We start from the raw sequence: 14555 nt of genomic DNA on the forward strand, positions 1-14555 counted from the left end.
GACATGATCGAACCCGGCATCTACAAAGACGTGATGGGCTCCTTCCCGTCCGGCGTGACCATCGTCACCACGCTGGATGCCGAGGGCGGCATCGTCGGTATCACTGCCAGCGCCTTCAGCGCGCTGTCGATCGAACCGGCGCTGGTGCTGTTCTGCCCCAACTACGCCTCCGACACCTACCCGATCCTGCGCGACAGCAAGCGCTTCGCCATCCACTTGCTGGCCGCCGGCCAGACCGCCGAGGCCTATGCCTTCGCCGGGAAAGGCAAGGAAAAGGCCAAGGGTATCGACTGGCATATGAGCGAACTGGGCAACCCGGTGCTGGCCAATGCCACGGCGGTGATCGAGTGCGAGCTGTGGCGTGAATACGACGGCGGCGACCACGCGATCATCGTCGGCGAGGTGAAGAACCTGATTCTTCCCGAGCAGCCGGTGACGCCGATGATCTACCACAAGGGAAAACTGGGGGCTCTGCCGCCCCTGGGTTGACCTCCGGGGCCCTATCGCGGGTAAACCCGCTCCCACAAGTTACGCGGTCACTGTGGGAGCGGGTTTACCCGCGATGAGGCCCTGAAGGCCAGCAACAAAGTTTCAGGGGCGCCGCCTGCAATCGCTCACCTTCGGTTGCGGCGCCCCGTTTTCATACCCGATGCAGGAACCCACCGGCATGAGCAACGAAAAGTACGAGAAAGGCCTCGCCATCCGCACCCAGGTGCTCGGCGAAGACTACGTCAACCGTTCCATCCAGAACGCCGACGACTTCACCAAACCGCTGCAGGAACTGGTCACCGAATACTGCTGGGGCCACGTCTGGGGCCGAGACGGTTTGTCGCTCAAAGAACGCAGCATGATAAACTTGGCAATGATTTCCGCGTTGAACCGGCCACACGAACTCAAGCTGCACATCCGCGGCGCCTTGCGCAACGGACTGAGTCGTGAACAAATACGCGAGATCCTCCTCCAGGTCGGTATCTATTGCGGTGTTCCCGCGGCCGTGGACAGCTTCCGTCTGGCCCGCGAAGCCTTCGCCGAAGCCGACTCGGAGTCAACCAGTTAAATACTGGCTGTTCGAAACCACCGCAGGGAGCACCCGGTATCGCGTGCTCCGATGTCGCTGGCAACAGCCAATTTCAGAGCGCAGACGATGAAACGCCAGCCACTCGACGACAGCTTCAAGGTCAACCGCAATCCCGTTACCCTGCGCGAAATCGTGCTCGACAAGCTGCGCAGCGCGATCATGAACTTCCATCTGCTGCCGGGCGATCGCCTGGTCGAACGCGACCTTTGCGACCGCCTCGGCGTCAGCCGCACCTCCGTCCGCGAAGCCCTGCGCCACCTGGAGTCCGAAGGCCTGGTGGAATTCGCCGACGCCAAGGGCCCGCGCGTGGCCATCATCACCCTCGAAGACGCCCGCGACATCTACGAGCTGCGCTGCGTGCTCGAAGGCCTGATCGTCCAGCTGTTCACCCTCAATGCCAAGGCCAAGGACATCCGCGCCCTGGAAAAGGCCCTGGAAGAAAACCGCAACGCCCTCACCGATGGCGAGCTGCAACAGGTGCTGGATTCGGTGCAAGGCTTCTACGACGTGCTCCTGGAAGGCTCCGGCAACCATATCGCTGCCACCCAGTTGCGCCAGTTGCAGGCGCGCATCAGCTACCTGCGCGCCACCTCGGTGTCCCAGGAAAACCGCCGCGGCGCCAGCAACCGGGAAATGGAAAAGATCGTCGAGGCGATCAAGAGCGGCGACCCGCTGGCCGCGCACCAGGCCTCGGTGGACCACGTCCGCGCTGCGGCCAAAGTGGCCCTGGACTACCTGCGCTCCAAGCAGGAGGACGCCGGCAAGATCCGTGAAATCGCGACCCCCATCGCCATCAAAGAACCCCGCATAGGCCGCTGATCATGCCCGCCGCCCCGCGTTTCTGCCCGCAATGCTCCGCCGCGCTGCACCAGGGACGGCCGGACGGCGACACCCACGACCGCCTGATGTGCGGCGGTTGTGGCTATATCCATTACGTCAATCCGAAGATCATCGCCGGCTGCATCATCGAGCGCGACGGCAAGTACCTGCTGTGCCAGCGCGCCATCCCGCCGCGGCCTGGCACCTGGACCCTGCCGGCGGGCTTCATGGAGGCTGGGGAAACCACCGAACAAGCAGCCCTGCGCGAAGTCTGGGAAGAAACCGGGGTGCGCGCCGATATCGTCTCGCCTTACTCGATCTTCAGCGTGCCGAAGATCAGCGAGGTGTACATCATCTTCCGCGCCGTGGCCGTGGAAATCACCGGCCAGTATGGCCCGGAGACCATGGACTGCCGCTTCTTCGCCCCCGATGAAGTGCCCTGGGACGCCATCTACTACCCGGCGATCCGGCAGATCCTCGAACGCTACATCGAGGAACGCCAGGCCGGGGTCTATGGCATCTACATGGGCAACGACGACAGCGGCAAGGTGCACTTCATGCGCTGAGGCGCTCGCGCATGAACTCGATCAGCGCCTGCACCGGCCTTGCGCTCTGCCGGTGTTGCGGATACACCGCCGAGAGCTGCAACGGCTCGGTGACGAAGTCCTGCAGGACCGGCACCAACTGCCCCGACGCCAGTGCTTCGCCGACGATGAAGGTCGGCAGGTAGGTAATCCCCATCCCTTTGATCGCCGCATCGCGCAGCAACTCGCCGTTGTTGGCGCGCATGCGTCCGCACACGGTCACTACCCGCAGCTTGCCCTGTTCGAGGAAGCGCCATTGCACCTGCCGGCCATGACCATAAGGCAGGCAATCGTGATCGGTGAGTTCGTCCGGACGTGATGGCGTGCCCTTGCGCGCCAGGTAGTCGGGGCTCGCGCAATAGACCCGGTCGATGGCGGCCAGCCGCCGGGCGATCAGGGTCGAGTCCTCCAGCACGCCAATGCGCAGCGCCAGGTCGTAACCCTCGCCGAGCAGATCCACCGAGCGGTCGCTCAGGTCCACTTCGACACTGACCTGCGGATAACGCTCAAGGAACTCCGGCAACAGGCAGCCCAGGTGCGCCACGGCGAACGACAGTGGCGCGCTGACCCGCACCGTGCCGCGGGGCTCGCTGGTTTGCCCGGCGATGCCCTGCTCCACCTGCTCGACCTCGTTGAGCAGGCGCAGGGAGGATTCGTAGTAGCTCTGGCCCAGGGGCGTGGGGTCGAGGCGGCGCGTCGAGCGGTTGAGCAGGCGCACCCCCAGACGCTCTTCGAGGGCCATCAGCCGGCGGCTGACGAACTGCTTGGACAGGCCCAGCTTGTCGGCGGCAGCGGTGAAGCTGCCGGACTCCATGACCTGGGAAAAGATACGCATGTCTTCGAACGGGTTCATTGTCACTCTCTAGTAGACAGTTAAACGCTTTATAACGGCTTTTTCACTTTTCCGCATCCCAATAATCTAGCCACACCTTACAGCGCAGCCCAAACGAAACGCCGCGCTGAAGATCACAACCTTGCTGCCCACACTCATTGCGAAGAAAAGGAATCTGCACATGAACATCCTCAACAAAACCCTCGGCGCCACCCTCCTCGCCCTCTCCGTCGGCAACGCCTTCGCGGCCGGCAGCCCGGGAGTCGAACACACCACCCAGGCGTTTCTGGAAGCGCTGGGCAAAGGCGGCGGCAAACCGCTGGAACAGCTTTCGCCCAAAGACGCCCGTGCGGTGCTCACCGGTGCCCAGGCCTCGGTTCAGGTTGACCTGTCCGGCATTGAAGTGAGCGAGAAGATCATCAGCGTTGGCCAGGACAAGGTCACCCTGAAGATCGTGCGGCCGGCCAAGGTCGCCGGTGAGCTGCCGGTGTTCATGTTCTTCCACGGTGGCGGCTGGGTGCTCGGCGACTTCCCGACCCACCAGCGCCTGATCCGCGACCTGGTGGTCGGCTCTGGTGCGGTCGCAGTCTACGTCGACTACACGCCATCCCCGGAAGCCCACTACCCGACCGCGATCAACCAGGCCTATGCCGCCACCCAATGGGTCGCCGAGCATGGCAAGGAGATCGGTGTCGACAGCAAGCGCCTGGCGGTGGCCGGCAACAGCGTCGGCGGCAACATGGCGGCAGTAGTCGCGCTGATGGCCAAGGAAAAGAAAACCCCGGCCCTGCGCTTCCAGTTATTGCTCTGGCCGGTGACCGACGCCAGCTTCGAGACCGCTTCGTACAAGCAGTTCGCCGAAGGGCACTTCCTCACCACCGGGATGATGAAATGGTTCTGGGACAGCTACACCACCGACCAGAGCCAGCGTGCCCAGATCCACGCCTCGCCGCTGCGTGCCAGCGCCGAACAGCTCCAGGGCCTGCCACCGGCACTGGTGCAGACCGCCGAATTCGACGTGCTGCGTGACGAAGGCGAAGCCTATGCCCGTCACCTCGACGCGGCGGGCGTGACCGTGACTGCAGTGCGCTACAACGGCATGATCCACGACTACGGCCTGCTCAACCCGCTGGCCAAGGTACCGGCAGTGCAGGCGGCAATGCGCCAGGCGGCTGTGGAGCTGAAAGCACATCTGCAATGATGTCCACGGGGCTGCCATGCAGCCCTTCTCGAAGGCTCGGCGCTCCGACAAGCTCGCCCCCCACAGGAGCCACGCAGGTTCTCGGTCAGCCTTGGGTATGCCTCACCCTCTCCCTGGCACACCGCAGAGACCAAGGCTGACTGCCGAGCCTGTGTGTGAGGGGGGGGCCAGCCTCCAGCCGCTTTGTCAGATCCGGATCACTGCCCCCGCACCGCCAGCACATTGCACGGCAGATGCTGCAGCACATGCTCCGTCGTACTCCCCAGCAACCCCATCGCCCCCTTGCGCTGGCTGCTACCCATCACGATCACATCCGCCCGGTGGTGCGCCGCATACTCGGCAATCGCATGACTGGCCGGCCCGGTGACGAAATGCCGATGCGCCTCCGGCACCCCGTGACTCTCCGCCAGATGCTCGAACGCCAGTTGCGCCGACCGCCGCACCTCACTGTTGAACCCGGGCATGGTCACCGCTCCCGCGCCAAAATCAGCGACCCGAGTCTGCGCCACATCCCAGGCATGCAACACATGAACATCGGCATCGCACTGCAGCGCCATGGCATTCGCTTCACGAATCACCCGCTCGTTGATTCGCGTGTGCTGGCTGTCCGGGTGCAGAGTGTCCACTGCGGCGATGATCACCCGCGGCAGCGGGCAGCGCACGTCGCTGACCAGGTGCAGCGGCACCGCGCAATCGCGCAGCAACTGCCAGTCCGGCGGGGTCAGGAATACCCGGCGCAAGGCCGACTCGTGATGGACGTCCTTGATCACCAGATCCGGCTCCATCTCCTCGACATGCTCGAGCATGTCCTTCATCACCTGGCGGCTGACCTGCACCTCGCAGCTCACTTCCAGGCCGTCATGGCGCAGTTGCGCGGCTTCGTCGCGCAGCCAGGTCCAGGCCTCCTCTTCCATCGATTGACGCCGGGCCGTGCCCGAGGCCATGCGCCCGAGCAGGTCGCCTTCCTCGATGAACACAGCAAGGTGCAGGGCGGCATCGGTGGCCCTGGCGATCGCCACGGCCCGCTCCAGTGCCGGGGTATGGTGCAGGCTGGGCGAGGCGATCATGAAAAGTCGTTGATATTGGCGCATCGGACACCTCCAACGCCCCTCCCTGGGAGATCAACGCGCCCGGCCTTGGGGCGGCAGCGCCAGCGCCTGATGCGCCGGCGGCGTCTTCAAGTATAAGCCGACGTTTACAGACAGGTAGCCAAGGCAGCCATACGGCGTTGGGCCAGCGGGCCCTTGGTCTTGGCGTAGTACTTGACCACGGTGCCCTCGCCGCCGGCGGCGATATCAGCAAAGAACTCGGCACCCCGGGTGGAAACCACGATCAGCTCCTTCTCCCGCTCCAGGTAACCACTGGCATCCACGCCAAACACCGCCTCGTCCTGCCAGCTGAACTGCACGCACTCGGCGACCTTCAGTGCTTCTTTGGTCGAATTGAAAATCCTGTCCGGTTGGCCAGATCGCGCTTCGTTGATCACCGACGAGGCACAGCCCGCCAGCAGCATCGCGGCGATTAACGCCAGTCCTGTACGCATGTTCCACCTCGTCGAGCGCAAAAAAGGAGGCGACTGTAGCACCGCCGGGCCCGTCGCCGAAAACCCTGTTTTTTGTGCGCCAATAGAGGGCATCGATCACCCCATCAAGAAGGTCGATTAGTCACACAAAAAACAGGGGCATACACTGCGCGCGAATACGCCTGCAGGCCGCCGCCAGAGCGGGCCACCGCGTATTCCCTGCATGCTTTGGCCTGAAGACCACTGACCGATCCTGACGCTTTTACCGGCGGGCGCCCCCGTGCGCGCCGCTCGCACAGGCTCGGCCGCAACAAGGAGATGATCATGGGACTGGGTAGACGACAGTTCTTCAAACTGTGCACCGTGGGCGCCGCCACCGCGACCTGTGCCACCCTGGGCTTCGCCCCGGGCATGGCCCAGGCGACCCAGTCGCGCCAGTACAAGCTGCTGCGGGCCAAAGAGACCCGCAACAACTGCACCTACTGCTCGGTGGGCTGCGGCCTGCTGATGTACAGCCTCGGCGACGGCGCGAAGAACGCCAAGGCACGGATCTTCCATATCGAAGGCGACCCGGACCATCCGGTCAGCCGCGGTTCGCTGTGCCCGAAAGGCGCCGGCCTGGTCGACTACATCCACAGCGAACAGCGCCTGCTCTTCCCCGAATACCGCGCGCCGGGCTCGGACAAATGGCAGCGGGTCAGCTGGGACTACGCCATCGAACGCATCGCCCGCCTGATGAAGGACGACCGCGACGCCAACTTCATCGAGAAGAACGCCAAGGGCACTACGGTCAACCGCTGGCTCAGCACCGGCATGCTCTGCTCTTCCGCAGCCAGCAGCGAAACCGGCTCGCTGGACCAGCGCTTCACCCGCGCCCTGGGCATCCTCGGCACCGACAGCCAGGCCCGGGTCTGCCACGCCCCCACCGTCTCGGCCCTGGCGCCGACCTTCGGCCGCGGCGCGATGACCAACAACTGGGTCGACATCAAGAACGCCAACGTGGTCCTGATCATGGGCGGCAACCCCGCCGAGGCGCACCCGGTGGGCTTCAAGTGGGTGATCGAGGCGAAGATCCGCAACGGCGCGAAAGTCATCGTGGTCGACCCGCGCTTCAACCGCAGCGCCGCCGTGGCGGACATCTACGCACCGATCCGCGCCGGCTCCGACGTGACCTTCCTGATGGGCATGGTCAACTGGCTGATTGCGAACGACAAGATCCAGCACGAGTACGTGCGCGCCTACACCAACGCCAGCCTGATCGTGCGCGAGGACTACCACTTCGACGAAGGCCTGTTCAGCGGCTACGACGCCAGCAAGCGCAGCTACGACCGCAGTTCGTGGAACTACGAGCTGGACGAGAACGGCCACGCCAAACGCGATATGAGCCTGAGCCACCCGCGCTGCGTGTGGAACCTGCTCAAGGCCCACGTCTCGCGCTACACCCCGGAGATGGTCAGCAACGTCTGCGGCACCTCGCAGGAAGACTTCCTGCAGATCTGCGCGATCCTCGGCGAGACCAGCGCCCCGGACAAGACCGCCACCTTCCTCTACGCCCTCGGCTGGACCCACCACACCAACGGCGCGCAGATGATCCGCGGCTCGGGGATGATCCAGCTGCTGCTGGGCAACATCGGCATGGCCGGCGGCGGCGTCAACGCCCTGCGCGGCCACTCCAACATCCAGGGCTACACCGACCTCGGCCTGCTCTCCTTGCGCCTGCCGGGCTACATGAACCTGCCCTCCGACGCCCAGGTCGACCTGGCCACCTACCTCAAGCAGACCACCCCCGCCGCGCTGCTGCCGGAGCAGGTCAACTACTACAAGAACACGCCGAAATTCTTCGTCAGCCTGATGAAGAGCTTCTGGGGCGACAAAGCCACCAAGGATAACGACTGGGGCTTCGACTGGCTGCCGAAGTGGGATGACAGCTACGACGTCATCAACTTCACCAACCGCATGTACGAAGGCAAGGTCAACGGCTACATCGCCCAGGGCTTCAACCCGGTGGCCGCCTTCCCGGACAAGAACAAGGCCCAGCAAGCCCTGGCCAGGCTCAAGTTCCTGGTGATCATCGACCCGCTGGCCACCGAGACTTCCAGCTTCTGGAAGAACCACGGCGAGCAGCACGACGTCGACACCGCGGCGATCCAGACCGAAGTCTTCCGCCTGCCCTCCTCCTGCTTCGCCGAGGAAGACGGCTCCATCGTCAACTCCTCGCGCTGGCTGCAATGGCACTGGGCCGGCGCCGCGCCGCCCGGCGAGGCCTGGCACGACGGCAAGATCCTCGGCCACCTGTTCATGAAGCTGCGCGAGCTCTACGAGAAGGAAGGCGGCGCCAACCCCGCGCCGATCCTCAACATGGCCTGGGACTACGCCGACCCGCTGGACCCCAAGCCCGAGGAAGTGGCCAAGGAATCCAACGGCCGCGCCCTCGCCGACCTGCACGACGACCAGGGCAACCTGATCCTGCGCAAGGGCCAGTTGCTCAACGACTTCGGCCAGCTGCGCGATGACGGCAGCACCGTGTGCTTCAACTGGATATTCGCCGGCTCCTGGACCGAGCAAGGCAACCAGATGGCCCGCCGCGACAACAGCGACGTCGGCCTGGGCAACACCCCGGGCTGGGCCTGGGCCTGGCCGCAGAACCGCCGCGTCCTCTACAACCGCGCCTCCGCCGACCCGGCCGGCAAACCCTGGGACCCGAAACGCCAGCTGATCGCCTGGGACGGCGCGCGCTGGAGCGGCGTCGACGTCCCCGACTTCGCCCCGACCATCGCCCCCGGCACGGCCACCTGCCCGTTCATCATGCTGCCGGAAGGCGTCGGCCGCCTGTTCTCCGGCGGCGCGATGAACGACGGCCCCTTCCCCGAGCACTACGAACCCACCGAAAGCCCGCTGGCCAGCAACCCGCTGCACCCGGCCGTGACCTACAGCCCCACTGCCCGGATCTACGAGCATGACCGCTCGCGGATGGGCAAGCGCGACGAGTTCCCCTACGTCGCCACCACCTACTCCATCACCGAGCTGTTCCGCCACTGGACCAAGCACTCGCGGCTCAACGCGATCATCCAGCCGGAACAGTTCATCGAGATCGGCGAAAAGCTCGCCGCGGACAAGGGCATCGTTCACGGCGACAGCGTCAAGGTCAGCACCAAGCGCGGCTATATCAAGGCCAAGGCCGTGGTGACCAAGCGCATCCAGCGCCTGACCATCGACGGCCAGCAGGTCGACACCATCGGCATCCCCTGCCACTGGGGCTACGAAGGCAGCACGCGCAAGGGCTTCCTGGCCAACACCCTGACCCCAGGGGTCGGCGACTCCAATACCCACACGCCGGAATACAAGGCGTTTCTCGTCAACGTGGAAAAGGTCTGAGGGCGCAGCTATGTCATACCAGTCCCAGGACATCATCAAACGCTCCGCCACCAGCAGCCTGACCCCGCCGCCCCAGGCGCGCAGTCACCAGGCCGAAGTGGCCAAGCTGATCGACGTGAGCATCTGCATCGGGTGCAAGGCCTGCCAGGTCGCGTGCAACGAATGGAACGACTTGCGCGACGAGGTCGGCCACAACGTCGGTGTCTACGACAACCCCGCCGACCTCTCGGCGGAAACCTGGACGCTGATGCGCTTCGACGAAGTGGAAAACGAAAGCGGCCGCCTCGAATGGCTGATCCGCAAGGACGGCTGCATGCACTGCGCCGACCCGGGCTGCCTCAAGGCCTGCCCGCAGCCGGGAGCGATCATCCAGTACGCCAATGGCATCGTCGATTTCCAGTCCGAGCACTGCATCGGCTGCGGCTACTGCATCGCCGGTTGCCCGTTCGACGTGCCGCGGATCAGCCAGAAAGACAACAAAGCGTACAAATGTACTCTTTGCGTGGATCGGGTATCGGTCGGCCAGGAACCGGCCTGCGTGAAGACCTGCCCCACCGGCGCGATCAACTTCGGCGGCAAGGCCGATATGCAGCAGGTGGCGGCCGAGCGCGTGCGCGAACTGCACGGCCGCGGCTTCGCCGGTGCCGGCCTGTATGACCCGCAGGGCGTGGGCGGCACCCATGTGATGTACGTGCTGCAGCATGCCGACAAGCCGCACCTCTACCACAAGCTGCCCACCGACCCGCGCATCAGCAGTGCGGTGCAGGGCTGGAAAGGCTGGCTCAAGCCGGCGGCGGCGGTGGCCTTCTTCGCCACCCTGGCGGGCACGGTGTTCCACTACGTCGGCGTCGGGCCGAATGAAGTGGACGAGGATGAGAAACACGACGAGGAGACCCACGCATGAACAAGGACAAGATGATCCTGCGCACGCGCTTCATCGAGCGGGCGAGCCACTGGCTGATGGTGATCTGTTTCTTCACGGTGGCGCTGTCCGGGCTGTCGTGGTTCTTCCCGGCGCTGAACGGGCTTAACGCCGTGTTCGGTACGCCGCAGATGGCGCGGATTCTTCACCCGTTCTTTGGCGTGGTGGTGTTCCTGTTGCTGGTGTTCCTGTTCATCCGCTTCGTGCGCTACAACCTGCCCGAGCCCGAAGATCGGTTGTGGTTCAGGAACGTGCCCCAGGTGCTCGCCGGCAAGCATGAGCCGGCGCTGCAGATCGGCAAGTACAACCCCGGGCAGAAGCTGCTGTTCTGGGGAATCATGGGGCTGATCAGCTTGCTGCTGGTGAGTGGCGTGGTGATCTGGCGGCCCTGGTTTGCGCCGTTGTTTTCCATTCCGGTGATTCGCATCGGGTTGCTGGTGCATGCGCTGGCCGGGATCGGGCTGATCCTGCTGGTGATCGGGCATGCGTACCTGGCGTTCTGGGTCAAAGGCTCGATTCGCGGGATGGTCACCGGGTATGTGTCCCATCGCTGGGCGAAGACGCACCATGACCGGTGGTATCGGCAGATCAGCGCCAAGCAGGGCGGGAAAGGGAAATGAACAGTATCCGGATGACGCCGCTGGAGGGTGGGCAGGCTGCTGTTGGGGAGATTGTTCCGGTGTTGTTGCCGTTTCGTGGGGGGGATTACCTGAGGCGGGCGGCGCGGTTGCGGGTGCTGGCGGTGGGGCATCCGATGGCGGGGTATCTGGATTTTGTGGCTGGGTTGGTGGAGAGCCAGCAGTACCTGTTGGAGCGGATGCCGTTGCCGCCTGCTTTATTGGCGGGTTTGCCGGCACTGCTCGATGGTGAAGGCGCGCCGCTGGATTGTCAGCGGCATGTGCGGCATCCGCATTGGCGCGCGTTATTGCGGGGGCTTGGGGAGACTATCGAGCATGCGGTGCTGGAGGATCTGCTGGCTGAGGAAGACTGGCGGCTGGAGGCATATGCCGACTCGCTGTTGCGGGGGGATTATCACCAGGTGAACAGTGGGGAGGCGCTGTTTGTGTGGGCGGCGTTGTCGTTGTACTTCCGGCAGTTGGCGGCGCATCTGCCGGCGGCGGGCAAGGCGCATGGCGAGGGGCGGCAGCATTGTCCGGTGTGTGCGGGGGTGCCAGTGGCCAGCAGTATCCAGACCGGGGCGCAGGCGGGGTTGCGGTATCTGCACTGTGGGTTGTGCGAGAGTCGCTGGCATATGGTGCGGGTGAAGTGCAGTAACTGTGAGGGGACGGGGGCGCTGGATTACTGGTCGCTGGATTCGGAGCGGGCGGTGGTGAAGGCGGAGAGTTGTGGGGAGTGTGAGAGTTATTTGAAGGTGTTTTATCCGGAGCATGATCGGGAGCTGGAGGTGCTGGCGGATGATCTGGCGACGTTGGGGTTGGATGCGGAGGTGGAGCGGGAGGGGTTTGGGCGGAGTGGTGTGAGTCCGTTTTTGTTTCCGGGGTAGGCGGTGTGGCGATTGATGTGTTCATGGTTAACTGAGGGGTCTGCGTCTGCCTTGGGTCGAAAGCAGCCGACCGTGATTGACCGCTTTCGACCCAAAGCGGACGGTCGTGAAAGACGCCTTGTCGTCACAGCACTCCTTTCGGTAAATGCCCGGAAACTTATGAAAGTTCGATTTCCGCGTCGTCAACTGGGTTGCGGGATGTCGTACAAAGTCTTAGCCCCTGATCGACTGGGCCGCTATGCGTGTTTGGAGGCCTCAATCAGCATGGAGCGAATCCAACGATAGCCAGGATCACGATGCGTTCTCTCATGCCAGGCCAGCAGTTTGCCAAAACCTGGGATCTCAACCGGCGGCTCGACAGTAGCGACACCAAGGTTACGCGTGACAAGCCGTCGAGGGACTACAGCTATCAGGTCGCTGACCATCAGGATTTCAGGCAGCACCATGAAGCTCGTAACCGACACGGTTACGCGCCGGGACCTTCCGATCTTGCGCAACGCTTCATCGGTGACCCCTTGGAACCCTCCGCCTGATGGGGATACCAGGACATGGTCCAACGCGCAAAAGCGCTCCAGCGAAATAGGGTTAACTGCAGCGTCTGGGTGATCAGCGCGCATGACACAGACATAGCTCTCATCAAAAAGCGGTGTGGTGTGCAAATCAGGTGCAGCTATGTCACCGGTCATAAGTGCCAGATCGACATCGCCGCGCTCCAACTGCGCAGGAAGCTTTTGATCATCGATAGGCAGGACTGACACCCGTATGTTCGGGGCTTGCTGACGAAGCGCACCGAGAAAAGGAACTACGACAGCCCGTAATGCGTAGTCGGTCGACGCTATTTTGATGGTCAACTTCGCAGTTAGCGGATTAAATGCCTGGGGTTGCAGCATCCCCTCGACGTCCGCGAGCAACTGCTTGATCGGCGATGCCAATTGCTCTGCACGGGGCGTTGGAATGATGCCGCGTTGGGACCGGACGAAAAGAGGGTCATCGAAGCTTTCCCGCAGCCGATTTAGCATGCCGGTCACAGCGGGCTGAGTCAGTGCCAGGCGATCAGCCGCGCGGGTAACGCTGCGCTCATCGAGCAAAGCATCCAGGGTCCTGAGGAGATTAAGGTCTAGCTTTCTGATATCAGCCGACATGATGCATGGGATAATTTTTTGCGATTGGAGTTATTTCAAGCTAGCACCCATCCTGAAGCGAATCCATTCCATCAGGTGCTAACTCCCTATGAACGAGATCATCTGGCCAGAAGGCTATCTGCCCGGCCTCACCGAAAACTTCGCTTCGAATGAGATGATTGTCGCCAGTCTCTCAGCTGCAGACATCTGGCCACTGCTGAGCCAGCCGGCCGCATGGCCCACCTACTACAGCAATTCGGCAAATGTCATCTTTCATGGACATGCCGAACCGGACCTTCAAGACGGCGTGCGCTTCTATTTTGAGACGTTTGGCTTCCCGGTCGAAGCGCAGTGCAACGAATACGTTCCCCCCACTGGAAACACGCCAGGCCGAATTGCCTGGCACGGTTGGGCCGGTGAAGGTGAAACACGCCTGGACGTGCACCATGCATGGCTCATCGAAGATCTATCGCACGGCCGAGTGCGCATCCTCACTCAAGAAACCCAGAGGGGTAAGCCTGCTGAAGAACTGGCCAGCGCCAAACCCAATCCAATGATCAACGGCCACCAAGACTGGCTGGAAGGTTTAGTGAAAGCGGCGCGCCAGGCCAAGCAGGCATTCGGGCACTGATTCACGTTGCATCGAGGCCGTTGACTAGCGCTTGCCAGGGTCAGCAACCGCCAGATGGGACGCGAGAAATTCGACGCAGGTGCGGACTTTTGCCGAACGGCTGAGGCGATTTGGGTAGACGGCCCAGACGTTCGCTTCTTGCTCCCATTGCGGCAACACCTGCACCAGGGCACCCGAAGCCAGCTGAGGCCCTACATCCCACAGTGATCGAAGGAGTATTCCGCGCCCGTCGACACACCACTCGACCGCCACTTCGCCGTGGTTGGTCGAGAGTGGACCCGTGACCTTCACGCTTGCGGTGTTTGCGCCGTTCCTCAATCGCCATACACCGAAGGGGTGATCTCGCTCCTTGATGACCAGACAGTCGTGACGAGCGAGTTCGTCCAGCGATTTTGGCGTCCCTTTGCGGTCGAGGTAAGACGGCGCGGCGCAGAGGATACGCCTGTTTGATGCGAGCTTTTTGGCAATCAGGTGTGGTGCAATGTCATCGCCTATGCGCACATCGAGATCGAAACCTTCAGATGCAATGTCGACGATACGGTCAAACATTTCGAAGCGCACGCTAAGGCCCGGATGGGCTGCAGTCATTTGGGAAATCAGTGGCGCGACTACCTTGTGGCCGAAGCCGAAGCTGCTGCAGATCCGCAACAGACCACGGGGCTCTCCTTGAACAGTTGATACCTCCTGGATCAACTGGTCGAGATCGTCCAATACACGCAATGCCCAGTGAAAGACCCGCTCTCCTTCCTCGGTGATCGACACCCGGCGTGTACTTCGATGCAGCAGCTTGGTGCCGAGCGAATCCTCCAAAATCCGAATGCGCTTGCTGACATAGCCAGCTGACACACCAAACTCTTCTGCCACTGCGTTGAAACTGGTTTTCCGGGCTACTGCAACGAAGACGCGAAGGTCCTCGTTCAAAGGCAGATTGTTCATGAACTGTAAATACTCATTCCTCAGAGGCTC

Annotated in this window: 15 protein-coding genes; 10 read left to right on the forward strand and 5 right to left on the reverse strand. The window is 63.0% G+C overall.

The genetic code is table 11. The features are described from left to right. The first annotated feature begins 3 nt into the window (after positions 1-3). The 4 genes from AC5QPF_RS18170 to AC5QPF_RS18185 all read left to right on the forward strand — a co-directional run bounded on the left by AC5QPF_RS18170 (position 4) and on the right by AC5QPF_RS18185 (position 2463). Entirely contained in the window at positions 4-489 is a 486-nt protein-coding gene (locus AC5QPF_RS18170) for a flavin reductase (RefSeq protein WP_494959214.1), read from the forward strand. 178 nt (positions 490-667) lie between these two features. Beyond that, positions 668-1057 carry a carboxymuconolactone decarboxylase family protein gene (locus tag AC5QPF_RS18175; RefSeq protein WP_075804592.1) on the forward strand — a complete coding sequence of 130 codons (390 nt, stop codon included), beginning with the start codon at positions 668-670 and terminating at the stop codon, positions 1055-1057. Positions 1058-1144: 87 nt separating this feature from the next. Continuing rightward, the gene (locus AC5QPF_RS18180; RefSeq protein WP_494959215.1) at positions 1145-1897 is read left to right on the forward strand and encodes an FCD domain-containing protein; all 753 of its coding nucleotides are present in this window, start codon (positions 1145-1147) and stop codon (positions 1895-1897) included. Positions 1898-1899: 2 nt separating this feature from the next. Beyond that, the gene (locus tag AC5QPF_RS18185; RefSeq protein ID WP_494959216.1) at positions 1900-2463 is read left to right on the forward strand and encodes an NUDIX domain-containing protein; all 564 of its coding nucleotides are present in this window, start codon (positions 1900-1902) and stop codon (positions 2461-2463) included. Here the strand turns inward: AC5QPF_RS18185 and AC5QPF_RS18190 are convergent. Next, on the reverse strand, positions 2453-3334 hold the full coding sequence (locus tag AC5QPF_RS18190; protein ID WP_494959217.1) for a LysR substrate-binding domain-containing protein: 882 nt from the start codon (positions 3332-3334) through the stop codon (positions 2453-2455). The two genes, AC5QPF_RS18185 and AC5QPF_RS18190, sit on opposite strands and share 11 nt — an antisense overlap. A 160-nt stretch (positions 3335-3494) precedes the next feature. Here AC5QPF_RS18190 and AC5QPF_RS18195 point away from each other — a divergent pair, with 160 nt between their 5' ends. Beyond that, positions 3495-4514 (forward strand): alpha/beta hydrolase fold domain-containing protein, encoded by a 1020-nt coding sequence (locus tag AC5QPF_RS18195; RefSeq protein ID WP_494959218.1) that lies wholly within the window; start codon positions 3495-3497, stop codon positions 4512-4514. Between the two features lie 197 nt (positions 4515-4711). On the opposite strand, the gene AC5QPF_RS18200 is transcribed toward AC5QPF_RS18195, so the two are convergent. Both AC5QPF_RS18200 and AC5QPF_RS18205 read right to left on the reverse strand, forming a co-directional pair. Beyond that, positions 4712-5605 (reverse strand): universal stress protein, encoded by an 894-nt coding sequence (locus AC5QPF_RS18200; protein WP_494959219.1) that lies wholly within the window; start codon positions 5603-5605, stop codon positions 4712-4714. A 104-nt stretch (positions 5606-5709) separates the two neighbouring features. Continuing rightward, entirely contained in the window at positions 5710-6057 is a 348-nt protein-coding gene (locus AC5QPF_RS18205; protein ID WP_494959220.1) for a hypothetical protein, read from the reverse strand. A 303-nt stretch (positions 6058-6360) separates the two neighbouring features. Here AC5QPF_RS18205 and fdnG point away from each other — a divergent pair, with 303 nt between their 5' ends. From fdnG to fdhE, 4 genes are read left to right on the forward strand one after another with little or no spacing between them, the layout of a single operon-like run. Beyond that, complete coding sequence (gene fdnG, locus AC5QPF_RS18210; RefSeq protein ID WP_494959221.1) at positions 6361-9411, forward strand: formate dehydrogenase-N subunit alpha; 3051 nt, start codon at positions 6361-6363, stop codon at positions 9409-9411. Between the two features lie 10 nt (positions 9412-9421). Further along, complete coding sequence (gene fdxH / locus AC5QPF_RS18215; protein WP_494959222.1) at positions 9422-10315, forward strand: formate dehydrogenase subunit beta; 894 nt, start codon at positions 9422-9424, stop codon at positions 10313-10315. Continuing rightward, positions 10312-10953 carry a formate dehydrogenase subunit gamma gene (locus tag AC5QPF_RS18220; RefSeq protein ID WP_494959223.1) on the forward strand — a complete coding sequence of 214 codons (642 nt, stop codon included), beginning with the start codon at positions 10312-10314 and terminating at the stop codon, positions 10951-10953. Before fdxH ends, AC5QPF_RS18220 begins: the two co-directional genes overlap by 4 nt. Beyond that, entirely contained in the window at positions 10950-11837 is an 888-nt protein-coding gene (gene fdhE / locus AC5QPF_RS18225) for a formate dehydrogenase accessory protein FdhE (RefSeq protein ID WP_494959224.1), read from the forward strand. Before AC5QPF_RS18220 ends, fdhE begins: the two co-directional genes overlap by 4 nt. Positions 11838-12073: 236 nt before the next feature. Here fdhE and AC5QPF_RS18230 read toward each other — a convergent pair whose 3' ends face one another. Beyond that, positions 12074-12979 (reverse strand): LysR substrate-binding domain-containing protein, encoded by a 906-nt coding sequence (locus tag AC5QPF_RS18230; RefSeq protein WP_494959225.1) that lies wholly within the window; start codon positions 12977-12979, stop codon positions 12074-12076. 88 nt (positions 12980-13067) lie between these two features. Here AC5QPF_RS18230 and AC5QPF_RS18235 point away from each other — a divergent pair, with 88 nt between their 5' ends. Continuing rightward, positions 13068-13589: an SRPBCC family protein gene (locus tag AC5QPF_RS18235; RefSeq protein ID WP_196135671.1), complete on the forward strand. Its 522-nt coding sequence runs from the start codon at positions 13068-13070 to the stop codon at positions 13587-13589. Positions 13590-13613: 24 nt separating this feature from the next. Here the strand turns inward: AC5QPF_RS18235 and AC5QPF_RS18240 are convergent, their stop codons facing one another. Beyond that, a complete protein-coding gene (locus AC5QPF_RS18240; protein ID WP_494959226.1) occupies positions 13614-14525 on the reverse strand; it encodes a LysR substrate-binding domain-containing protein in 912 nt (303 codons plus the stop codon). Between the last annotated feature and the right edge of the window lie 30 nt (positions 14526-14555).

The organism is Pseudomonas sp. Con_6 (assembly GCF_059379395.1).